The 22,857-nt window shown below is 61.2% G+C and carries 21 protein-coding genes and 1 riboswitch; of the genes, 6 read left to right on the plus strand and 15 right to left on the minus strand.

Translation table 11 applies throughout. The features are described from left to right. Positions 1 to 15: 15 nt before the first annotated feature. The 7 genes from U5G49_RS21180 to epmA all read right to left on the minus strand — a co-directional run bounded on the left by U5G49_RS21180 (position 16) and on the right by epmA (position 8,202). Positions 16 to 2,493, minus strand: a complete 2,478-nt coding sequence (locus tag U5G49_RS21180) for a glycoside hydrolase family 2 protein (RefSeq protein ID WP_018244030.1) — start codon at positions 2,491 to 2,493, stop codon at positions 16 to 18. Positions 2,494 to 2,509: 16 nt separating this feature from the next. Next, the gene (locus tag U5G49_RS21185; RefSeq protein WP_032980776.1) at positions 2,510 to 3,472 is read right to left on the minus strand and encodes a DUF1839 family protein; all 963 of its coding nucleotides are present in this window, start codon (positions 3,470 to 3,472) and stop codon (positions 2,510 to 2,512) included. An 8-nt stretch (positions 3,473 to 3,480) separates the two neighbouring features. Next, on the minus strand, positions 3,481 to 4,389 hold the full coding sequence (locus U5G49_RS21190) for an amino acid--[acyl-carrier-protein] ligase (RefSeq protein ID WP_193444578.1): 909 nt from the start codon (positions 4,387 to 4,389) through the stop codon (positions 3,481 to 3,483). A 5-nt stretch (positions 4,390 to 4,394) separates the two neighbouring features. Then, complete coding sequence (locus U5G49_RS21195; RefSeq protein ID WP_018244033.1) at positions 4,395 to 5,576, minus strand: acyl-CoA dehydrogenase family protein; 1,182 nt, start codon at positions 5,574 to 5,576, stop codon at positions 4,395 to 4,397. Continuing rightward, positions 5,576 to 5,827 carry an acyl carrier protein gene (locus tag U5G49_RS21200; RefSeq protein WP_003543737.1) on the minus strand — a complete coding sequence of 84 codons (252 nt, stop codon included), beginning with the start codon at positions 5,825 to 5,827 and terminating at the stop codon, positions 5,576 to 5,578. Before U5G49_RS21200 ends, U5G49_RS21195 begins: the two co-directional genes overlap by 1 nt. A 264-nt stretch (positions 5,828 to 6,091) precedes the next feature. Further along, complete coding sequence (locus tag U5G49_RS21205) at positions 6,092 to 7,144, minus strand: lysine-2,3-aminomutase-like protein (RefSeq protein WP_193444577.1); 1,053 nt, start codon at positions 7,142 to 7,144, stop codon at positions 6,092 to 6,094. Then, a complete protein-coding gene (epmA, locus tag U5G49_RS21210) occupies positions 7,141 to 8,202 on the minus strand; it encodes an EF-P lysine aminoacylase EpmA (RefSeq protein ID WP_166480730.1) in 1,062 nt (353 codons plus the stop codon). The genes U5G49_RS21205 and epmA overlap by 4 nt, the downstream gene beginning before the upstream one ends. A 148-nt stretch (positions 8,203 to 8,350) precedes the next feature. Here epmA and efp point away from each other — a divergent pair, with 148 nt between their 5' ends. Continuing rightward, the gene (efp, locus tag U5G49_RS21215) at positions 8,351 to 8,920 is read left to right on the plus strand and encodes an elongation factor P (RefSeq protein ID WP_018244036.1); all 570 of its coding nucleotides are present in this window, start codon (positions 8,351 to 8,353) and stop codon (positions 8,918 to 8,920) included. A gap of 173 nt (positions 8,921 to 9,093) precedes the next feature. Here efp and U5G49_RS21220 read toward each other — a convergent pair whose 3' ends face one another. Next, positions 9,094 to 9,768: a GntR family transcriptional regulator gene (locus U5G49_RS21220; RefSeq protein WP_018244037.1), complete on the minus strand. Its 675-nt coding sequence runs from the start codon at positions 9,766 to 9,768 to the stop codon at positions 9,094 to 9,096. A 148-nt stretch (positions 9,769 to 9,916) separates the two neighbouring features. On the opposite strand from U5G49_RS21220, the gene U5G49_RS21225 reads away from it, so the two are divergent. The 4 genes from U5G49_RS21225 to U5G49_RS21240 all read left to right on the plus strand — a co-directional run bounded on the left by U5G49_RS21225 (position 9,917) and on the right by U5G49_RS21240 (position 13,782). Further along, complete coding sequence (locus U5G49_RS21225) at positions 9,917 to 10,843, plus strand: substrate-binding periplasmic protein (protein WP_193444576.1); 927 nt, start codon at positions 9,917 to 9,919, stop codon at positions 10,841 to 10,843. A 9-nt stretch (positions 10,844 to 10,852) separates the two neighbouring features. Next, complete coding sequence (locus tag U5G49_RS21230; RefSeq protein ID WP_193444575.1) at positions 10,853 to 11,602, plus strand: amino acid ABC transporter permease; 750 nt, start codon at positions 10,853 to 10,855, stop codon at positions 11,600 to 11,602. After that, positions 11,599 to 12,399 (plus strand): amino acid ABC transporter ATP-binding protein, encoded by an 801-nt coding sequence (locus U5G49_RS21235; protein ID WP_018448313.1) that lies wholly within the window; start codon positions 11,599 to 11,601, stop codon positions 12,397 to 12,399. Before U5G49_RS21230 ends, U5G49_RS21235 begins: the two co-directional genes overlap by 4 nt. Before the next feature lie 186 nt (positions 12,400 to 12,585). Next, the gene (locus tag U5G49_RS21240; RefSeq protein ID WP_115157109.1) at positions 12,586 to 13,782 is read left to right on the plus strand and encodes an NAD(P)/FAD-dependent oxidoreductase; all 1,197 of its coding nucleotides are present in this window, start codon (positions 12,586 to 12,588) and stop codon (positions 13,780 to 13,782) included. A 63-nt stretch (positions 13,783 to 13,845) separates the two neighbouring features. Here the strand turns inward: U5G49_RS21240 and U5G49_RS21245 are convergent, their stop codons facing one another. From U5G49_RS21245 to metA, 6 genes are all read right to left on the minus strand, one after another. After that, a complete protein-coding gene (locus tag U5G49_RS21245) occupies positions 13,846 to 14,574 on the minus strand; it encodes an SIS domain-containing protein (protein WP_028733579.1) in 729 nt (242 codons plus the stop codon). 121 nt (positions 14,575 to 14,695) lie between these two features. After that, a complete protein-coding gene (gene nagA / locus U5G49_RS21250; protein ID WP_193444574.1) occupies positions 14,696 to 15,847 on the minus strand; it encodes an N-acetylglucosamine-6-phosphate deacetylase in 1,152 nt (383 codons plus the stop codon). Continuing rightward, positions 15,847 to 16,878 carry an SIS domain-containing protein gene (locus U5G49_RS21255; RefSeq protein WP_193444573.1) on the minus strand — a complete coding sequence of 344 codons (1,032 nt, stop codon included), beginning with the start codon at positions 16,876 to 16,878 and terminating at the stop codon, positions 15,847 to 15,849. The genes nagA and U5G49_RS21255 overlap by 1 nt, the downstream gene beginning before the upstream one ends. After that, positions 16,875 to 17,648, minus strand: coding sequence for a GntR family transcriptional regulator (locus tag U5G49_RS21260; protein ID WP_003543751.1), 774 nt, complete (start codon positions 17,646 to 17,648; stop codon positions 16,875 to 16,877). Before U5G49_RS21260 ends, U5G49_RS21255 begins: the two co-directional genes overlap by 4 nt. Before the next feature lie 162 nt (positions 17,649 to 17,810). Then, entirely contained in the window at positions 17,811 to 18,833 is a 1,023-nt protein-coding gene (locus U5G49_RS21265) for an aldose epimerase family protein (RefSeq protein ID WP_193444572.1), read from the minus strand. A 227-nt stretch (positions 18,834 to 19,060) separates the two neighbouring features. Next, on the minus strand, positions 19,061 to 19,984 hold the full coding sequence (metA, locus tag U5G49_RS21270) for a homoserine O-acetyltransferase MetA (RefSeq protein ID WP_193444571.1): 924 nt from the start codon (positions 19,982 to 19,984) through the stop codon (positions 19,061 to 19,063). 46 nt (positions 19,985 to 20,030) lie between these two features. Next, a riboswitch (SAM riboswitch) is annotated at positions 20,031 to 20,108 on the minus strand. Positions 20,109 to 20,258: 150 nt separating this feature from the next. On the opposite strand from metA, the gene U5G49_RS21275 reads away from it, so the two are divergent. Next, entirely contained in the window at positions 20,259 to 22,109 is a 1,851-nt protein-coding gene (locus tag U5G49_RS21275) for an ABC transporter ATP-binding protein/permease (protein WP_193444570.1), read from the plus strand. Positions 22,110 to 22,180: 71 nt separating this feature from the next. Here U5G49_RS21275 and U5G49_RS21280 read toward each other — a convergent pair whose 3' ends face one another. Beyond that, a complete protein-coding gene (locus U5G49_RS21280) occupies positions 22,181 to 22,810 on the minus strand; it encodes a hypothetical protein (protein ID WP_032980592.1) in 630 nt (209 codons plus the stop codon). Between the last annotated feature and the right edge of the window lie 47 nt (positions 22,811 to 22,857).

Here is a 22,857-nt window from a genome sequence, read left to right on the forward strand (position 1 = left end):
TTCTTCGCAGGGGCATCAGCCCTCGATTGCGACGCGATGCGAACTGCCTAGACTTCTGATCTCTCCCGCAGGCGGAGTATCGCTTTCCGCGCCGGACAGCGGGTGGAGCTTCACCCGCCGCATCGCGCCGGGGGCAAGGTGGAACCAGTCGTCGTCGGCCCGATAGCCCTCGACGTCGATATGCACCGATTGCGCAAGCCGGTCGGTCCTCAGATCGACGAACCAGTCGTCGTCTCTGCCGAATGATGCTTCGATCCCTGCGTCATGCAGCGCCCTCCCCCGTCCGCAGGGGAAGTGGAAGCTCTCGGCGAGAATGGCGCCGTCTACCAGCGAGCGCAGGCGTGCGACGCTTGCATCATGCGCCGGCGGCCCGAAACGGAAGGCATAGGTCGTATCGAAGAAGGCGCCGAACAGCGCGGTGCAGGCAAGGCGCTCCGTGTCCCTTGCCGCCAGCTTGAAGGCCCTGCTGCCGCTGACGACCTGCTGTTTTCCGTCGCGCAGGCAGACGACCTCGAGCTCGACGTCGAGCGCGGCATCCGTCTCGTTGACGACATGCACGTCGAGACCGTTCGTTCCCTCGTCGGTGAAGATTGCCTGAACCGGCCGGAAGGCACGGCGCATCGCATACCAGACGGGCTTCGGCTCTCCGGTGGAATCGATCACCCCCCAGCCGGGGCCGGGCAGCAGGTCCTGCAGCGTCCAGACAAGCGCGCCATTGCAGGCCGAGCCTTTGCGCCGCCATTCGGCAAAAGTCTCTTCGATCACCTCGCCGGTGACGGCGCGGGAGAGATCGAGATAGCGTTCCGGATCTTCGCGGCGCAGCTGGGCCGGATCGAAACCGTAGAGAAGCTGCAGGTAGAAGTCGCGGACATCCTCGAAATCCCACGATGCGCTGCGGTCGCGGGGCACGCGAGCCTTCCATAGCGGGCTGTGGACGGCGGGCACGTCGAGATGACGTTGCAGCGTCCTCTGCTGCGGCACATGCGCGAAGGCGAGGCTTTCGGAGGCAAAACGCACGTCGGCGCGGCGCGCATCGGCAACCGGCAGCATATAGGCGCCGACGCCGTAATAATGGGCGATACCGGCATTCGGCGAAAAGGGCATTGCCCCGCCATAGGGCGAGTTCGGGACATAGGGCACGTCCGGGCGCATGCGCGCGACGACCGCCGGGATGATTTCATCGGTGACCGGTCCGCTCCAGAATTCCGCCGGCAGACCGAGCATTGCCGCCTGCTGGTGGATTTCGCTGCCGCCGCAGAGCACGGCCAGCGAAGGCGACGCCTGCACGCCGTGCAGAAATTCCTCGACCTCCGCATGCACGTGACCGAGAAAAGCCTTGTCGTTGCGCGGATAATCGAAATTGGCGAACATGAAATCCTGCCAGACGAGCAGACCGAGCTCGTCGCAGAGCGCGAAGAAATCAGGCGTTTCGTAGGCCATGGTGCCGCCGATGCGGATCATGTTCATGCCGGCTCCGGCGGCAAGCCGCAGGAACGGCTCATAATCCGCCCGCCCGCCCGGTAATCGCGCGATATCGGCCGTCGTCCACACGGCGCCGCGGCAGAAGATGCGTTCGCCGTTGACGAGGAGCGCGAAGTCATCGCCATCCGCACCACGGTCGACGTCGATGCGCCGGAAGCCAGTCCTGCCGAGCGGATATTCCACCCCGTCGGAAACCAGCGTCAGCTCATAGAGACGCGCAGCGCCATGCGTGTGCGGCCACCAGGGCTCGATATCGGAAAGCTTGAGGATAGCCGAGTAATGACTGTCGCCGACCTTCTCGAAGGGCTGCTCCATCCCGCCGCAGCGAAGCAGCATTGAGGGATTCTCGGCATTGCTATGCAGGGAAACGCTGAGACGGCCGACACCACTCTCCTCGAATACGGCGCGGATGGAGACATTGTCGATCGAGACGGGATTGCGCCGCACCATCGAAATCGGCCGCCATGGCCCGACGGCATGGATATCGGGGCACCAGCCCGGCATATGACCGAGCAGCGTCGTGCGAAAATTCTTCAAGCCCGCCGGCGTGATCATCTGCGGCCGCCAGCGCGCACGGGGCCCCGGCTCCGACAGGCGGGGACCGAGCGCCCGGAAGCACAAAGCCAGTTCATCGCCACCCGAAAGCGTCACCGGAATCTCATGCGCCGTGAACATGCTCTCGGAAAACAGGATTTCCTGGCCGTTCAGGAAGACATGGCAGAGCGTCGCCAGCCCTTCGAAACGCAGGATCGCGTCGCCGGGCTCGGCATCGAAAAGCCGGCAGAGATACCAGGCATCCCGTGTGTTCAGCGGCTCGGGATTTTCCCGGTCGAAGAGCCCGGCTTTTTCAAGCGCGGCGGCGACGGTGCCGGGAACCGGTGCTGGAATCAACTGCGCCGAGAGCGGGATGTCGTGCGGCACGGCGCAGGCGCCCGGCTCCGTCAGGATCAGGTTCCAGCCTTCGGAAAGTAGACTTTCCTCGGCACCGATGCTCGCCAAACGCCCCCGCATGGTCAGATCTCCGGCCTCAGATTCGCCCCGCAAGCGACGCCATCATGGAATCCCATGCATCGGCGGCCGGATCAAGAGCTGCCTGCAACGGCTCGAACTTCTTGCGGGTGACAGCGCGGGCAAGCTGGAACTGCACCGATTTCGCCACCTCCGAAATGCGCCTGGCATGCTCGGCGGCAGCCGCAAATTCACCAGGGGAGAGCCAGGTGAGATGATCGGCCGCCAGCTCGAAATTGGCGCCGACCTGGCGAAGCGTGTTGAAGGCGTATTTATGGAAGAAGCCGAACGGCCGTTCCGCCACCGCCTCGACCTGTTGCGGAAAGATGCTTGCAAAGGCGCGGATCGGGTTTTCGCGGGGACGCCTGATGAAGTGAAAGCCGGCCAGCCGCCGCGCGGTCGATCGCAGATGCTCTTCATCAGCCGGTCTTTCCGGGAATCGGGCAAATTCCGTGTAGGGCAGGAACGGCGGGTCGTTTTCCGTCAGCTGCAGCTGGAACAGACCGTCGAAATCCTCGCCTTCGAGACGGAAATAACCGGCATTGTGGAAATAATCGACGCGCTTTGCCGAAACATCTAGCCGGTTGATCGCAACCGTCGTCTTGCCATGCTCCTGCCGGTAGGCGGTGCCGCGCGTATCCGGCATGTAAAAGGAATCCATTTCGATCAGGCAGAGACGGCCCCGCGCGATCTGAACCTCGGCATGGCGTTCGACACGGTCGTAGATGGCAAGCTCAGTCGCACGAATGCCGTAGAGCGCTTCGAGATCCTCGAGCGGCACCTTGAAGAAGGTGAACTGGTCGCCCTCGAAATCCTGCGTCAGGGTAAAACCCAGCATCGCCTCTGGTGCAACGCCTGATGTCGCCAGCACTTCGATCCAGAGATCGACATAGCAATTGGTTTCCGGCCAGGCGCGCTCGCCGGAATGCAGCGCATGCGCCCGGTAGGTTTCCGGGTCGATTCCCGAAAATACCGATGTCATCGATTTGCTCAGCCCCACAATGCTTTCCGTACGCTGGCCGGCCATTGCTTCACATCGAGCCCATGATGATGGAAGAGGGCAAGGGCGATGCGCTCCAGTCCGAAGCCGACGCAGGCGGTGTGTGCGACACTGCCGTCTTCGAGATAGAGACCCCATTTCGTGCCGAAGGCATCCTGATGGTAGTTGAAGCTCATGCAGGCGGTCGGATTGGCAGCTGAGGTGATCGGGATCAGCAGCTCGAACTTCAGGTTCTGGTCGCGCTGATTATTGGCGAGCATCTTGCCGGCACGGCCGAAGAACGGATCATTGGCGACGTCGATCGTCACGTCGAGACCGACGGCCTTCATCATCTCGACACCGCGATCCATCCAGCGCTGGCGGAAATCGGTGACGTGCAGCTCGGTGCCCATGCAGACATACTCACGCATGCGGAACAGCTGCTGGCGGGCCGGGTCTTTCGACGGCTCATGGCGGAAGCAATAGGATTGCAGGTCGAAGAGGCCGCCCGTCTTCGGCAGGTTGCCGCGTTTGGCGATCGTCGGATAAAGCGGATAGCAGGCAGCCGGCGTCAGCACGATGTCGGTCGCCTCCTGCCCCTTGGTCCAGTCCTCGCCGACTTCCATGCATTGCAGCAGGCTGACATGATCGAGTTCGCTGCCGCAGAAGCTGTGCACCGTGCCGGCGAGCTGCGGAAAGCTCTTCATGTAGCCGCTCTTTTCGAAGAAGGCGCGGTTCATGCCGGGCGGAAAGCGCATGGCTTCGGCACCATCGGCGCCGCCGAACGTGTCGATCAGGCGCTCGAAGGCAGCGATCACGTCTTCGAACTGGCCACTACGGCCGTAAAGCCCGTCGATGCCGGTATCGATCAGCAGACCGGCATCGAAAAGCCGGTCCAGAAACGAGGTCTGCATATCCATGACTGTCACCCCAGTAGGCTAGTGTCCTGCTTATGGACAAGAAGCATGCTCGACGTGTTGCCGAGGATGCGGTCATTCGAGATCATGAGCTGCGCGGAATGCGCGTCGCGCAGATGGCGTCCCAGGCTGAAGGGCGTGCCGTTCTTGTAGCCCATGATGCCGCAGATCAGCATGGCATGGTTGACGATCTCCAGGATCGTCTCGGACGAGGCGATCTTGACGTTGTTCATCGCCACCGCAAATCCCATCGAAGATAGCCTGTCGGCATCGGCCTTGGCATCTTCATAGGCCTTGAGGCCGGCAACCACGTTGGATTTCACCATCTGCAGCAGGTTCGAAACCTCGGCAAGGCGCAGCGCGCCCGGCGGCTGGGCATCCGGCGCCTTGCGGGCAGCGGCGCGCACGAAAGCCTGGGCGCGCACAACGGCATCGACGGCGATGCCGTACCAGACGCCGCTCCACAAGAGGTGCGAGGAGGCAAGCATGGATTGCGCCGCGATCTCCGCGAAAGGCTTCGGCAGGATCTGATGCGCCGGCGCTTCGCCCTTGAACAGGAAGCCGTCGGAGCAGGTTCCGCGCATGCCGAGCGTATTCCAGACATGCGTTTTCTCGAGCGTGTACTGGTCCTTGAGGAAGGCCGTCAGCACCTGATCGGAGGAAGCCGCCTGCGCGTGGGCACGCGAGGTGATGAGAATGGCGTCGGCATGCGAGCCATAGGAAATGACGGTCGCATCCTTTTCGAGACGGCACGTGTCGCCATCGACCTCGACCGCACAGATGCTGTTGCGCAGGTTTCCGCCGATACCGCCTTCGGTGGTGGCGGATGCGATCAGCAACTGCTCGGCGGCGATGCGGCGCATGAAACCGCGATGCCATTCGCTGTCGGCGCCGTGTTCAACGAGGCTCGACAGCTTGATGTGGTGCATGGCGAAGACCATGGCGCTCGCGGCGCAAACCTGGCCGAGCAGCGAGCACAATTCGGCGATCTCGGTGATCGAGGCGGATTCTCCGCCGAGATGGCGCGGCACCTGGATGCCGAGCAGCCTTTCGGCCTTCATCGCATCGACGGCTTCCCGGGGGAAGCGGGCTTCGGCATCAACGGTATCCGCGTGTTTCGTCGCGATTTCGGCGACGCGGGCCACCCTTGCGACAAGACCGTCCTGCATGATCTTGACGGGGAAATTCATCAGGCGACCTTCCGGCTGTCCCGGATGAGATCGACGGTCCTGGCGATGGCCGAGATGCTCGCGAAGGATTTGCGGTTCAGGAGATTGTCGGGAAATTCGATGTCGAAGGCCTCTTCGAGGCCAAGCATCAACTGCACAGAAGCAAAGGACGTCAAACCTGCCGCATAAAGATCAGCGTCGTCGGCGACCTGGTCGATCGACCCAGGAAGCTTGCCGAATTTGGCTACGAGGTCGCGGATTGCCTTATTCATCCCATCACTCCAAGATTCTCATGATCCCGAACCGGCGTTCATCGCCTTGTCATGAGCGTTCTTTTAGTGCGGAAAACAGAACATTCCGCTAATTAATTGAGTTAAATATGACTGAGGCTCATAGTTAGGATTTTAGCGATCCTTTCCGCACTGTCGTAAACAACCATTTTATATCAGTGACTTATAATAATTTCGACGCTGCGACACACTCTAGCGTCTGGCGTGGCGAGTACAGAAATGACACGCAAAACGCCGACTTTTGTCTCAATCAACGGGCGGATAGGAATGCTCGCCACCGCGATAATCGGTGACGGAATAACATCCGTCGCCGGACGCCCGGATCGCGCTCCCACTGACGACGGCCTTGCCGTGACCGCCTGGGATATCGAGGATGTAGGCCGGCTGGCAGAGACCGGAAATCCGCCCGCGCAGCGCCGCTACGATCTCCTGCCCCTCGTCGATCGTCACTCTGAAATGGCCGGTGCCAGGCGCCAGATCTGGATGATGCAGGTAGTAGGGTTTGACGCGGATTTCGACGAAAGCCTTCATCAACTCCGCAAGCACGGCGGGATCGTCGTTGACACCCTTGAGCAGCACCGACTGGCTGACCATGGCGATGCCGGCATCGGCGAGGCGGGCGCAGGCGGCCCGCGCTTCCGGCGTCAGTTCTCTCACATGATTGGCGTGCAGCGCCACATAAACCGTCTTGCCGCTTGCCCTCAGCGCGTCGATCAGCGCCGCATCGATCTTTTCGGGATCGACGACCGGAACGCGGGTGTGGAAACGCACGATCTTCACATGCGCGATCCCGGCAAGCGTCTCCATGATCTCGTGGAGCCGGCGCGGAGAAAGCACCAGCGGATCGCCGCCGGTGAGGATGACTTCCCAGATCTCCTCGTGACCGCGGATATAATCGAAAGCGGCCTGCATCGCTGCCGCATCGAGCGTGCCGAGGCCCTGCGGCCCGACCATTTCGCGCCGGAAGCAGAAGCGGCAATAGACCGGGCAGACATGCACGGCCTTGAGCAACACACGATCGGGATAGCGGTGAACGATGCCTTCGACGGGGCTGTGGGCATGATCGCCGATCGGATCGGCGCGTTCTTCGCGAGCGACAGTGAGTTCGGCTGCATCAGGCACGAATTGCCGAGCGATCGGATCATCGGGATCGGTGCGGTCGATGAGCTTGCTGATCGCTGGCGTCAGCGCAATCGCGTAACGCGCGGCAACCTCCTCGAGACTTGCGCGATCGGCAGGCGCGACCAGCCCTGCCTTTACAAGATCATCGACGCTCTTGATCGGTTTGATGACATTCATCTTCCGTACTCCGCAACCGGCGCCCAGAGCACCTGGTCGATGCGTGATGCTCCCGTTGCCAGCATCACCAGCCGGTCGAAGCCGAGCGCGATGCCGCTTGCCTCAGGCATCAGCGCCACTGCGGCAAGGAAATCCTCGTCGATTGGATAGGTCTCGCCGTAGATCCGTGCCTTCTCGGTCATCTCGATCTCGAACCGTCGCCGTTGTTCGGCAGCGTTGGTAAGTTCGCCGAAGCCGTTCGCCAGCTCGACGCCGCATGCATAGAGCTCGAAACGCTCGGCAACCCTGGGGTCGCGTGCCGAGGGACGCGCAAGTGCTGCCTCCGAGATCGGATATTCGTCGAGGATGGTGATGCGGCCGAAGCCGAGATACGGCTCGATCTTTTCGACCAGCACCCGGCTGAAGAGATCGGCCCAGCCGTCGTCATCGGCAACACGCATGCCGACGCGCCTGAGCTCGGCCGCCAGATGGTCGCGATCGGTCGAACCGTCGGCGGCGACCGAGGCGAGAAGATCGATGCCGGCATGACGCTCAAACGCTTCGGCAACGCCGATCCGCTCCGGCCCGGCAAAGGGATCGCTCTCGGCGCCGCGATAGGCAAGCTTCCCGGTCTTCACCGTTTCGGCTGCAAGCGCCAGGATCCGCACGCAATCCATCATCAGGCTCTCGTAGCTTTCGCCGGCCCGATACCATTCGAGCATGGTGAATTCGGGATGGTGCAGCGGCCCGCGCTCGCGGTTGCGATAGACATGGGCAAAACACGAGATGCGTTCCTCGCCCGCCGCAAGCAGCTTCTTGCAGGCGAATTCCGGCGAGGTGTGCAGGTAGAATGGCGCCTTTTGCCCATCCGTCGTCAGTGCTTCCGTGGCGAAGGCATGCAGATGTGCCTCGTTGCCCGGCGAGACCTGCAGCACAGCCGTATCCACCTCGACGAAATCCTCGCGCGCGAAAAACCCGCGCAACGCCGCCTGGATCGCATTGCGCCCGATCAGGAACGGACGGCGGTCGGCATGCACGGACGGGGTCCACCAGGGGGACGCTTTCGCCGAAGAGTTCATTCCAAGCTTTCTTCGCCGGAGAAGCCGGTATAGGGGGTGGCTATTTCCCGGATTTTAGGTTAGTTGCGCCCCAAAGAAAAACATTTGCGTCTTCGGAGCGTCTCGGCAGTCATCTACGACGCCGAAAGCCGAGTTACAAGGAAGTCTTATGGTCAAGGTCATCGCCTCTTCGGTCCGCAAGGGCAACGTTCTCGATGTCGACGGCAAGCTTTACGTCGTTCTCACCGCCCAGAACTTTCATCCGGGCAAGGGCACACCGGTCACCCAGGTCGACATGCGCCGCATCGTCGACGGCGTGAAGGTTTCCGAGCGTTGGCGCACCACCGAACAGGTCGAGCGCGCCTTCGTCGAGGACGTGAACCATCAATTCCTCTACGAGGACGGCGAAGGCTTTCACTTCATGAACCCTGGAAACTACGATCAGGTCGTCGTCGATGTCGACACGATGGGGGACGACAAGGCTTATCTGCAGGAAGGCATGACCTGCGTTCTGTCAATGCATGAAGGCATTGCGCTGGCGATCCAGATGCCGCGCCACGTCACGCTCGAAATCATGGAGACGGAACCGGTCGTCAAGGGCCAGACGGCATCGTCCTCCTACAAGCCGGCCATGCTGTCGAACGGCGTCCGCACCCTGGTGCCCCCGCACATCAATGCCGGCACCCGCGTCGTCATCGCCACGGAAGACAATTCCTACGTCGAACGCGCCAAGGACTGATCCTGGTTTTCATCCGTTCAGGAGGCCGGCTCACGCCGGCCTCTCACTGAGATGTGGAATTCAGGCAGGTGTCGATGCCGAGTCCACTCGCAGCACGAGATCGTTTCGGACGGCTCATTCTGCCGGAAATATCTTCGTTCAGCTGAAGCTGCATCCAATCCCCAGATCCGAATTCAGATTACCTTCCGGACCTCGCTCTCAAAGCTCATGACATGAGCCATCGCGATCTTTTCGGCCTCATCTGCGTCACCTCTGCACACCGCCTCAAGCATGAGGACCTGATCATGCAAGACGTCCTCAAGGCGCGGCACCAAACTTGGAAACCGTTTCATGGCGACGTACAGGATTCTCAGCGACAGATTGTGGTAGTGATCCAGCGTATCGGACAGGAAAGGGTTTTTCGCCACTTTGTAAATGAAGCGGTGAACCCGGCGATCGAGAGCAAGTATGTCCTCCAACGCCATCGGACCGGTTGTTTGCTTGAGCTCATCGATCAGTTGCCGCGCTTCTTGCCGCTCGAACTCGCGCAGCCTTTCCGCAGCTAGTCGGGTCGCCCAGGACTCGATCCGTGCTCGCGCCTCATAAACCGCAGTAAGATCATTGATATCGATCTTGCTCACAAATGTGCCGCGCCGCGCGCTGACGACAACGAAACCATCATATTGCAGACGCTGAATCGCCTCCCGGACCGGCGTGCGCCCGACGTCCATGCGTTTCATGATTTCGGCTTCGCGCAGAAGTGTGCCCGGAGGAAGCAGCGTCGTAATGATGTCGTCGCGCAGCCGAATGTACGTCCGTTCCGCCAGTGTCGATTCCGCCGCTTCGTAATCCACTTCGAATGCCGACATATTCAGCGTTTTCCTCTCTCTGCCCGTTTCCGCATAGCTAGACGCTTATCCGCCTAGAAAAAAGCCGCTCAACGAATCTGCTTGACTCCATATCATGTCCGCATATTCTTAATATATCAGCAATATATAACTACAAAGAGGGGTTCCAATGAAACATGCTGAATTGACGAAAAAATCGCAGGCAAACGGGATTATTGCCTTGGCGGTCTTGGGTTTGGGGCTATTCGCGACGGCGGTGCCATCCACTGCAAACGCCGACGATCTGGAGCTGATGAAGCCGGGCACGCTCGTCGTTGCAGTGCAGCCTTACATGCCCTATACGGCGGTCAAGGATGGAAAGCTGGTCGGTCTCGACAGCGACATCCTGACAACCGTGGCCGATAAGCTCGGCCTCAAAATGGAAATCAACGTCACCGACTTTCCAGGCATGCTGGCTTCCGTCCAGACGCAGCGGGCTGATATAACCATTGGCGGAATTGCATGGTCCGACGCTCGCCAGAAGGTCGGCCTGTTCACGGACCCTCCGTACTATTCGCCGCCGGCCATGGCGGTGAGCGGCACGGCGAGCTTTCCGGATGTTGCGAGTCTGGAAGGCAAAAATCTCGGCACTGTGACGGGGTATGTCTGGGCGAAATCGATCGCGCAGGTCCCTAACGCATCACCACATACGTTCCCGAACGCCGAAGGTGTGTTCCAGGATATTTCTTCCGGACGTCTGGACGTTGGCTTTCTTGATCCGCTGCTGATCACCTATCAACAGCAGCAGCGCCCCGACATGAAGGTCCGCATCGAATATCTGAAGCCGCCGACAAACGAACAGGTGGCCGCACACCCCGATTACAAATATTTTCAAGCCTACATGACCGGATTCTACCTTCCCAAGCAGTCGCCGAAGCTGGCCAAGGCTGTATCCGATCAGATCGACGGCATGTACAAGGATGGATCCCTTGCGGCTTTGATCACGAAATGGGGCGGCGATCCCAAGCAGTTCCTGGTTCCATCGCCCGAGATGGCGGCACAGCGGCGCGGCGTTGACCGTCCCGCCGACTGGAACCCGCCTTCCATCGCGAAGTGAGTTCGGGGCATGACGGCGCTGTCATCCTTCACCGATGTTTTCCAGGTTCCCTGGAATGACTACGTCGGAAGCATTGCCGGGGGTCTGCTCAGGACCCTCGGCTACACCGTGGCCAGCTTCATTGGCGCGACGATTCTTGGTCTTGCACTTGCGTTGATGAGGCTCAACCGGCTGCGGCTCGTCCGCGTCCCTGCAGCGTTCTATACCGAGCTCTTTAAAAACGTACCGCTTCTGGCGATCATATTCCTCACATACTTCGGCCTGCCTTCCGTAGGCATCAGGCTGGAGGTTTTCGAGGCTGGAGTGTTGAGCTTGGTGCTCTTCTACGCCGCTTACCTGTCCGAGATCTTTCGGGCCGCTATCGCCGGCGTACACCAAGGACAGCAAGAGGCGTCTCAAGCTCTCGGGCTAGGGCGCGGCAAAACGTTCACCCATGTCGTCCTGCCGCAGGCAGTGCGGCTCGCGCTTCCCGGTACGAACACAATGTTCGTCGACCTGATCAAGTCGACCTCGCTGCTTGTCACGATCTCCGCCGCCGAACTGATGACGCAGGCACAGTTGATAGCCTCGGAAACATTCCGAGCGCTTGAAGTGTATCTCGTGATCTCTACGGCCTATTTCGCTATCTGCTACCCGGTGTCACAATGTCTGCTTCTGCTGGAGCGCAAGATCCATGGGGGCGTGCCATTGTCCTTGGCCAGAAGGCGCCGGCTGAAATTAGCGAGGACCTACCTCGCCGAGGGGAAGATCCGCCCATGACGACCATCCCTGCCAAAACTCCTTTCGTGTCACGGCAGCCGGTCGGACGCCCGGCCGTCAAAATCAGCGGATTGCGCAAGTCTTTCGATGGGCGCCTGGTGCTTGACCGCGTCGATCTCGAGGTTCCCGCTGGCAAGATCGTGAGCATCATTGGCCAGAGCGGCGGAGGAAAGACCACCCTCATGCGCTGCGTCAATTTGCTTGAACGTCCCGATCAGGGAACGATCACTGTCGGCGATGAGACGATCTTCGCCAATGGCGAGGTGACCTGCCGCAACCTTGCAAAGCTTCGGCAACGTGTCGGCATGGTGTTTCAGCGCTTCAATCTGTTCCCGCATCTGACGGCCGTGGAGAACGTCGTTCTCGCTCAGATGCATGCAGCCGGGATCGGCGAGAGAGAGGCTGTGGAACGGGCCGTGGAACTTCTGACGAGAGTAGGCCTCGCCAAACGGGCGATGGCTTATCCGGAACAGATGTCGGGCGGCGAGCAGCAGCGTGTGGCGATCGCACGCGCCCTGGCGCTAGAACCAACGGTGTTGCTGTTCGACGAGCCGACATCGGCGCTTGATCCTGAATCGACCGGGGAAGTTCTACGCGTCATGCGGGAACTTGCGGCCGACGGCATGACGATGATCCTGGTCACGCATGAGCTGCCCTTCGCGAAGGAAGTGTCCGACTGGGTCGTGTTCATCGACGGTGGTCTTATCATCGAGCAGGGAACCGCCGGAGATGTCCTTGACCGTCCAACCGAAGCACGCACGGCGGCTTATGTCGCGCGCTACGCTTCGCCAGGCTAAAGCATGTCGCGCAAAAGTGTGCAGCGGTTTTGCGGCAACGACATGCGTAGAAATAAAGAGCTAAAGCGCAAGGAGCGAATCTGAAAGATCGCGACGCGCCTTAGTCCTCGATTGAACCGAACCGGCCCGGCGAATTCACATAACGGATCGCGGCATCACAAGGCGCCGAGGTAGATACATAATTTCATGGACAAACTAACGACAGATATCGCCGTCATCGGCGGCGGTGTGATCGGCGTGGCAACCGCGCTGCGGCTACGTGCAGACGGTCGCGATGTCGTAGTGATCGAACCTAACAAACCCGGTTCGGGAGCATCTTACGGCAATGCTGGAACGATCGCCGACTATGCAATCATTCCCGTCGGTACGCCCGCCGTCCTCAAAAACCTGGCCTCGCTGCTTCTCAATTCCGACAGCCCGCTGTCCATCCGCAAAACGGCATTGCCCACGCTGTTTCCTTGGCTGATACGTTTTGCCTACGAATCTCTCCCGCACAGATACAGAGACAATACGAGCCGCATCGCCGACCTTCTGTCCGACGCTTCATCGGAATGGCTCGAACTCGCGGCAGAGATCGGCGCATCCGATCTTTTGAGCGCGAAGGGATGCCTCTATCTCTACCAGACGCCCGAGGCCTTCAAGGCAGCCGCTTCGGATGTCGAGCTTCGCCGAACCTATGGGATAGCGCAGCAGCTTCTCACACCCGACCAGGTGCAAAGCCTGGAGCCTCGGCTGCCGCAGGTCCATGGCGGAGGGCTTTTCTTTCCGAAAGCGATAAACTTCACCGATCCCGGCCAGGTCATGAGCGTGATGGAAGCCGCCGCCAAACGAGCGGGCGTCGAGTTCGTTCGAGACTCGGTGACAACTATTTCGCGTGAGCGGAGCGGAGTGAGGATGATGGCTTCGGCCCACAGCATCCATGCCCGAGCGGCGGTGATCGCTGCCGGCGCCCATTCCCGCGGTCTGGCTCTGCAGCTCGGAGAGCGGGTCCCCCTGGATACCGAGCGGGGTTATCATCTCGAATTCGATATGGAAACATTGCCGGTGGAACGACCGGTATGCCCGACGCATCACGGATTTTATTTTTGCCCGATGCGCGGCCGCCTGCGGGTGGCCGGCACTGTGGAACTCGGAGGCATCACCGCGCCTTCGAACCCAAGGCGCCTCGAAGTGTTGTTGGCAAACGCTCGCAGGATTTTCCCGACGCTTGGCGAACCAAGCCGCAGTTGGATGGGCTTCCGCCCTTCCATGCCCGATTCCGTTCCGGTCATCCGGCCTTCAAGAGGAGGAAGGGACGTGGTGTTTGCTTTTGGACACGGGCATATCGGTTTGACGCTGGCACCGCGGACGGCTCGGATGGTCAGCTCCATTCTTGCCGCTTGATCGCGTCAGGAGCATGTCGTGACATACGGAACTGTGAATTACGACACCGCTTCGCTCCCATCATCAGAGATGCGGGTTGCGCGGCCGGTATTTCTTGACGAGTTTCTGGTTGATCTCGGCAGCACCCGGCATGTTGGCGCTGAGATAAATTGGCGCATCGCCGGATTTCGAAAGCTCCGAGGCGACTTCGGCGAAGATCGCATTGATGACCGTCACCCCGACCGCCGTCGAGACTGGCCCAACCCGAAGCCCCGTGCCTTCGAGATCGACAACGGCGTCACCCGGTGGCAGCCCGTTATCGAGCACCACATCGGCTACGTCGGCGAGCCGCCGGCGGCCATTGGCGATCGCTGAGGAATAGGCGATCGAAGTGATGGCAATCACCTTTGCGCCGATTTCGCGCGCATAGTCGGCGGCCTCGATCGGCGCGGCATTCACGCCCGAATTGGAGGCGATGATGATGACATCGCCCGGCTGCATGCCGTAACGCTCCAGCATCGGCCGCACCAGGCCCTGCGTGCGCTCATAAACCGAACTGATGACCGCACCCTCGTGCAGCATGGCCGAGCCGACGAGCACCGGCACGGTGAAAGCGAGCCCGCCGGCACGATAGTGCACCTCTTCCGCCAGCATATGCGAATGGCCGGTGCCAAAGACATAGACGCGCTTGTCGCCGTGGGCAGCATCGAGGATGACGGCTGCTGCCTGCGCCATCGGCTCGGCAAGCACCTGCTTCAGCTCTTCCAGCCGGCCGATCAGGTTGGAGAAATAGGCATCGGTAATGTCGGTCATCCCGCTTCTCCTAGCGCATGTCGGGCAAAAGTGTGCCGCGGTTTTGCGATAACGACATGCGTAAAAACAAAGATTTAAAGCGCGAAGAGCGAATCTGAAAGATCGCGACGCGCCTTAGCGTTCAGGCCGCTTCGCCGCCGAGCCAGGTGGCGGTGACGGCAAGCGCATCGGTCAGATGCACGAGATCGGCGCGTGTCCCCGGCGAGAGATGGCCGCGATCAGCAAGCCGGAGGAACCGGGCCGGATAAAGGGTCGCCATGCGCAACGCCTCGGCGAGCGTCAGATCGAGATAGGTGACGCCGTAACGGATCGTCGAGATCATGTCGACATCGGAACCGGCCAGCGTGCCGTCGGAAAGCACCAGCTTCGAGCAGAAGCCGCCTCTTTCGCGCCGGACGGTGCGCCCGTTCAGCGTGAACGAATCCTTCTCCGAGCCGACAAGCGACATCGCGTCGGTGACGAAGAACAGCTTGCCTTCGCCGCGCTTGGCGCGCAGTGCCGTGCGCAAGGCCTTCGGATCGACGTGATGGCCATCGGCGATGATGCCGCACCAGGTCGAGGGATGATCGATCGCCGCGCCGACGAGACCGGGCGCACGGTGTCCCAGCTGGCTCATGGCGTTGAAGAGATGCGTGACGCCCCGCGCGCCGGCATCGAAACGCTCTTCCGCCGCCTCGCTCGAACAATCGGAATGGCCGATGCTGATGGTGACACCGGCTTCCGCAAGCTCGCGCACCTGAGCAACCGTCACCTGCTCGGCCGCCATTGTGACGAGCAGAGTGCCGATCGCCTCGCGTGCCTGGATGAAGGCCTTGACGTCGCGGTCCTCCACCGGTCGCATCAGTTCGGCCAGATGCGCACCCTTCCTCGCAGGCGCCAGATGCGGACCTTCGAGATGCAGACCGGCAACGCCGCGGTTCGCCTTGACAGCCTCCTTGGCCGCCTCGATGGCGGCAATGGACGCTTCTGATGTATCGGTAATCAGTGTCGGCAGCAGCGACGTCGTGCCATAGGGCCGGTGCCCGCTGGCGATAATGTCCATCGAGGCGGCGGAAGGCTCGTCGTTCAGCATCCGCCCGGCGCCGCCATTGACCTGCGCATCGATGAAGCCGGCCGACAGAATACCGCCCGCAAGCGTCACCACCTCGCCGTCCGGCAGATCATCTCTGGCGACGATCGCTTCGACCTGTCCATCGGCAACGATGAGCGCCTTGTCGTCATGGAAGCGCTCGCCGTCGAAGATGCGGGCGCCGAGGAAGATCTTGCGGACCATCAGACCGTCTCCGTCACCTTGAGCAGGTTCGCCGGCTTGTCGGGATCAAAGCCCTTGCGGCGCGTCACCGACTCGATCAGCCGGTAATAGACGAGCAGCGACACCAGCGGATCGACGAGGCCGTTGCCCGTCGTCGGCACGCGCAGATGGACACCGGAAAGCGGCTGCGCCGAGAAGCCGACAGTGGTGGCGCCGAGCTTCTGCAGGCGCTCCAGCGCCTGGACATTGTTGGCGAAGGCCGCATCGTCGGGTGCGAAGGCGACGATCGGGAAGCCCGGCTGCACCAAGCGCATGGGGCCGTGCATCAGTTCCGCCAGCGAGAAGGCCTCGGCATGCAGGCCGGAGGTTTCCTTGGCCTTCAGCGCCGCTTCGAGTGCGATCGCAAAGGCCGGGCCACGGCCGGCGGTATAGAGCGAGGTCGCGTTGAAGAGCACCTCCTCGGCTGCCGCCGTGTCGATCCCGGCGGTCGCCGACAGCGCCTCCGGCAGCTTGTCGAGCGCCGCCTGCAGGTCGGACGCGCCGCCGATCGCAGCCGTCACACCGGCAAGGGCGGCGACCGAGGCCATGAAGGATTTCGTCGCCGCGACGCTCTTTTCCGCGCCGGCATTGAGGCCGAGAACAATATCGGCCTGTTTCGCAAGCGGGCTGTCGGTGACGTTGACGACGGCGATCGTCGTCGCTCCGCCCTTCTTCGCCGCATCCTGCAACGCGACGATATCGGGGCTGGCACCCGACTGCGAGACGGTGAAATGGACGCCGCCCTCCAGATGCAGCGCCGCACCGTAGACGGAAGCGATCGACGGACCGACCGAGGCGACCGGAACGCCGCAGGTAATCTCGAAAAGATATTTGAAAAAGGTGGCGGCGTGGTCCGAGGAGCCGCGCGCCGCCGTCGTCACCACGCTTGGGCGGGCGGACGAAAACAGCCGGGCAATCTCGGCAAAGACCGGTTTTTCCTTTTCGAGAAGCGTAGCCACCACCTCTGGCGATTGGCCGGCTTCTTGCAGCATCAGTGACTGGTTGTCATTCATAGGTCATCTCCGATTCTCAATTCGGCTACGAAATCATAGGCATCGCCGCGATAATGCGAGCGGGTGTATTCGACGACGCGCTGGTCTTCCAGGCGCGAGACACGTTCGATCAGGAGCGCCGGCGCGCCTGATTTGACGTTCAGGATTGCGGCGGAGGACGGGTCGAGCGTGACCGCCGTCAGCCGCTGCAGCGCGCGCACGGGCCTGTGGCCGCTGGCCGTCAGCGCATCGTAGAGCGATCCCTCGCCGCCGGCATCGTGCCCGAGGAACTTGATCGGCACCACGGCGCGTTCAATCGCCAGCGGCAGGCCGTCGGCAAGGCGCAAGCGGTCGAGTCTCAGCACCGGCTCGTCGCCGCCGAGGCCGAGCAGGAAGGATTCCTCCGGCGACGGCGTATTGACCGCCCGCGACAATATCCGTGCGGCCGGCAGACGCCCGCGTGAACGCATGTCGGCGGAGAAGGAGGAAAGCCGCCAGAGCGACTGTTCCATGCGCTCCACTCTGCTCGACACGAAAGTACCGCTTCCGTGGCGCGATTCCAATGCGCCGGACGCCATCAGATCACGATAGGCGGTGCGCACGGTCACTCGGCCGAGCTTCAGAGCTTCGGCAAGGTCGCGCTCGCCCGGGAGTGCGGTGCCGGGCTTCAGCAGGCCTTCCTGAATGAGGCCGGTCAGCGTCTGCGCCAGCCGCTTGTAGAGCGGCCCGGTCAATGCCTCGTCACGCAGGCCGCGGCTATTCAATTCCGCTATCAGACTGGTTCTATCCATGGGCGCACAATAGAACCTATATAGGACCAATCAGCAAGACAGAATCGAGTGCCGAAAGAAAAAACCCTCGCCGGCGGGCCGGCGAGGGTTTCATAGCGACCAAATCTGACAACCGTGCGTCGACAGCGCCCCGCGTTAGAAACGCGCGGCGCTGGAGGACGCTCAGTTCTTGGTGAAGATATAATCCGTCTCCTGGCGCAGCACTTCGCCGGGGCGCAGAACCGCATTCGGAAAACCTTGGTGATTGATGGCATCCGGCCAGACCTGCGTCTCCAGGCAGAAGCCGGCGAATGGACCGTATTTGCGCCCGCCGATGCCGGGAGCCCCGGTATCGAGCTTGAAGCCGGCATAGAACTGTACGCCTGGCTCGGTGCTGCGCACTTCCAGCGACACACCGGAATAAAGGCTGCGGGCGAGCGCGACGGTTCGTTTGGCGGTGCGCTCGGCGGACAGGCAGAAATTATGGTCGTAGAACACCTGTTCGCTGTCGACGAAACGCTTCATCGGCGCCATCTCGCGGAAATCGAATTCGGTGCCCTCGACGGAACGGATCTCGCCGGTTGGCACCTGCTTCTCATCGGTCGGCAGATAATGATCGGCGGCAATCATGATATCGTGGCCAAGCGCATCGTCGCGACCGTCGAGATTGAAATAGGCGTGCTGGCAGACATTGGCGAGCGTCGGCTGGTCGCTGGTCGATTCGTAGGTGATCGACAGTTCACCGTTGCCATGCACCCAGAAAGTCGCCTGGATGGTGCAATTGCCGGGATAGCCGGCGCGGCCATCGGGATCGACGATCTTCAGCACCACGCGGTCGACGTCATGCTCGACGATCGTCCAGTTGCGTTTGGCGATATTGTCGCTGCCGCCATGCAGATGCGTCACGCCGTTTTCATTCAGTTCGAGCTGATAGTCCTTGTCGTCAAGCGTAAACCTGCCGCCGCCGACGCGGTTGGCGCAGCGGCCGGGTGTCGCGCCGAAATAGGATGAATAGAGGGGGTAGCTGTGGAAATCGTCGAAGCCGAGCTGCAGCGGCGCGTCATGTCCCTCGAGGCGCAAATCCTGGATGACTGCGCCCCAGCTTATGATCTTGGCCGTCAGCCCACCGCCCTTGATCACGACGCGATAGACGGTTTCGCCCGCCTTCGTCTGCCCGAAAACGTCCCGCTCCAACTTATCCGACATGATCGACCGTCCATTCTATCTCTGCTGCGAATTCCTCAATTCGGAATCGATTTGAGGAATTTGCAGCGATTCAAACTGTGCATTGCACGTCCGATGAAGACGCGCGGTGTGGTAGGGTTCGGGACAGGAACCTGCCCGCATTTGCTTCAATCCGCAACCGGCGGATCGGAAAGAAAATGCCGCAGCAGTGAGGCGGCGGCATCGGCTCGAGGCGCGATCGGCAACGGTCAGAGGTCCGTGCCGATCTCTTCCACATCAAAGGGCGTCGTCTGGTAGATTTCGTTGATCCAGTTGCCGAACAGGAGATGCGCATGGCTGCGCCAGCGGTTCTGTGGCGCAAGCGCCGGATCGTTATGCGGGAAGTAATTGTGCGGCATCTTGATCGGCACGCCGGCATCGACGTCGCGAAAATACTCGTCGGAAAGCGAGGTGGAATCATATTCGACATGGTTGAACATGTAGAGCCGCCGTCCCTTCTGCTCGTGCACGAGACACACGCCCATCTCGGGTGATTCCATCAGGATCTCCAGGTTTTCGGACTTCTCGATATCGGCGCGGCGCACTTCGGTCCAGCGCGACACCGGCACTTCGAAATTGTCGGAAAAGCCGTTGAGATAGATGGACGAAGGCTTCAGGTTGCGGTGGCGGTAAACCCCGAAGGCCTTCTCTTTGAGCTCGTATTTCGGAACGCCGTGGAAATGATAGATCGCCGCCATCGCGCCCCAGCAGACGTTCATCGTCGAATGGACATTCGTTTCCGTCCAGTCGAGAATCTGCTGCATCTCCGCCCAATAGGTGACGTCCTCATAGGGCAAGAGCTCGATCGGCGCCCCGGTGATGATGAAGCCGTCGAACTTGCGGTGTTTTACCTCCTCCCAGGTCTGGTAGAAGGCAAGCAGATGATCTTCTGACGTATTCTTCGCCTTGTGGCCGCCGATACGGATGAGCGACAGTTCCACCTGCAGCGGCGAGGCGCCGACGAGACGCGCCATCTGCAATTCGGTCTTGATCTTGTTCGGCATGAGGTTGAGCAGCCCGATCTGCAACGGTCGGATATCCTGACGGATCGCCAACGTCTCGGTCATCACCCGCACACCTTCCTGAACCAGGGTTTCGAAGGCGGGCAGCGTATCGGGGATCTTGATGGGCATTGCGGTCACTCGATCAAAAACAAAAACCGGCGGCGAAAAAATCGCTACCGGTCCGCACGCGGCCCTTTAGCGATTTTTTTAACGTGGCTGCAAGCCGGCCGGCCAAATCACCACGGAGCGCTTTAATTAGACCCAGTCGGGTCGCGAATCAACTGTCGACTGCAGTCAAGTGACCTCTGCCGCATCATCACAGTTTAATGAATGATAGAATCTGTTGATGGACCCGTAACGCCACCATGTTATTTATAGGGCATGGGCGATTTGGAAAAGCGTAATGGCAGATAAGATTGAGGGGAGGCCGGGCATCCGGAGGCAGGATAGGGTAGGGTATGATTTCAGCCTGACATATCGCCTCGGCGTCATGTTCTCAGCATTCTGGAATTCGGAAGTGCGTGGCAGGGTGCTGTTTCTGGCGACCGTGCTGATCCTCGTTATCCTGGCGACGTCCTACGGCCAGGTCATATTGAACGAGTGGAATGCGCCCTTCTATGACTCGCTGGAGCGCCGCGACCTCGGCGAATTCTTCCACCAACTCGAAATCTTCGCGATGATCGCCGGCACGCTGCTGCTGCTCAACGTGCTGCAGGCCTGGCTGAACCAGATGACCGCGCTCTATATGCGCGAAGGCCTGTCACGCGATCTCGTCGACCAGTGGCTGAAGCGCAAGCGGGCGCTGCGGCTTGCCTCCAGCGGCCTGATCGGCGTCAATCCGGACCAGCGTCTGCACGAGGATTCCCGCAACCTTGCCGAAAGCACGACAGGGCTCGTTCTCGGCCTGCTGCAGTCGACCATCCTCCTGGTGAGCTTCATCGGCGTGCTCTGGGAGCTTTCGAGCGGCTTCATCTTCCGCATCAGCGGCCACAGCTTCTCCATTCCGGGCTACATGGTCTGGGCGGCGATTTTCTATGCCGCTTCCGCCTCGGTGCTGAGCCAGGTCGTCGGCCGCAAGCTGGTCAAGCTCAATGCCGACCGTTTTTCGAAAGAAGCCGAGCTTCGCTTCACGCTGATGCATGCCAATGAGAACATGCCGGCGATCACCGTTGCCCGCGGCGAGGAGAACGAGCGCCGACGTATCAACACCGACATCAGCTCGGTACTGACAGTCGTCAAGCGGCTCGCCATGGCCAATACCAATCTCACCTGGGTTTCGGCCGGCTACGGCTGGCTGGTAATCGTCATCCCGATCATCGTTGCCGCCCCCGCTTATTTCTCCGGCGGCCTCACCCTCGGCCAGCTGATGATGTCGGTCGGCGCCTTCAACCAGGTCAACACGGCGCTGCGCTGGTATGTCTCCAATTTCGGCCCGATCGCCGAGTGGCGCGCCACGCTGATGCGCGTCACCGATTTCCGCCAGGCGCTGCTCGACATGGACGAGGACTTCGACCTGAAGGACAGCATCGCCTATGAAAACGCCGCGCCCGACACGCTGACGCTGAAGGATGTGGTGATCGTCGCCAAGGTTGGCGAAGATATCGAGGAATGCGGCGGTTTCCGACTGCGTGAAACCAATGTCGTGATCAAGGCCGGCGAAAGGATCATGATCAACGGCGATCACAGCGTCAACCGCAAGCTGCTGTTCCAGGCGATGGCCGGCCTCTGGCCGTGCGGTAGTGGGACGATGGGCCTGCCGCCAATCGACGACATGCTCTTCGTTCCGCAGGTTGCCTATGTTCCCGGCGGCACGCTGCGCGAGGCGCTGGCCTTTCCCGAACGTCCCGAAGCCTACGAGAAAGCCGCCGTCGAGGCGGCCCTCGACAAGGTTGGCCTGCATTCGCTGATCGCAAGGCTCGATACCCGCGCCCGCTGGGACAAGCTGCTCGACGGCGACCAGCAGAAAGCGATCGGATTTGCCCGCCTCCTGCTCGTGCGCCCGCGCTGGATCATCTTCGACGAAGTGCTGGAAGGCATGGAGCCGGAATTGCAGGAAACAATGGCCAACCTGCTCGTCTCCATGCCCGAAAGCGGCATGATCTATATCGGCCGCTCCGAGGCCTATCTCGAGGCGCTGAAGCCGCGCGTGCTGCATCTGCAGGCGCTGCCGTCAATTTCCGAGGAGCCGGCTGTCGCCCAGACCGGCGCCAGCGCCAGTGCGGGCGCTGCCGCCGTGCCCGCGCCGGCGCTTTAATACATGCGGCCCAAAAATGTGGAGCTGTTTTGGGATGACGGCCTGCATAAGGTAAGGACTTGAGCCGCTGGTCACATCGGCGGCGTGATGCCGTTGAGGCCGACGGCGATCTGGCTGGCCGAGATGCTGCCGTCCGCCGCCTTTTCGCCGGTGACGACGACGCCCGCGCCGGGCTTCAGATCATCCTTGGTCGCAGGCGCCAACGTCACGATCGGCGTGCCATCGGCAATCGCGATGGTCTTTTCCTTGCCCTGATAGGTCAGCGTGATCGTGTGGCCGTCCACGGATTTGACGGCGTTGCTGACGGTCGCATTGGTCATCTGGCTGTTCGGCTGCGCATCCCAGGGACGGTTGCCCTCGCCGGTTCCCTTCATCGACGCCGGAAAGATCAGCACCTCGATCGCCCCGTCCGGGCCTGTGCCCTTCGGAAGTGAAGCGACGCCGACGAAATCGCCGGGCTTGATATCCTCGACCGAGGCTTTCTTGATGCCGCCGACCTTCCAGCCGGATTTCAGCGCGATCGTCGCATCGCTACCCTCGCGCGTCTTGACGACGAGCGTATCGCCGCTGAGGCTTTCGATGGCGCCGCGAACACGAATGCGCTGGGCATCCTGCGCCTGTGCGGCTTGCGACAGGGCAAGGGTCACGAGGCTACCGGCGACAAACGCCGTGAAAATTCCGGAATAGGGCTTGCGAGACATCTGACTTTTCCTTGTCGCCATTGCGATCGGCAATATCCCCGGCTGCC

The organism is Rhizobium indigoferae (assembly GCF_034554815.1).
GTDB classification, from domain to species: domain Bacteria; phylum Pseudomonadota; class Alphaproteobacteria; order Rhizobiales; family Rhizobiaceae; genus Rhizobium; species Rhizobium leguminosarum.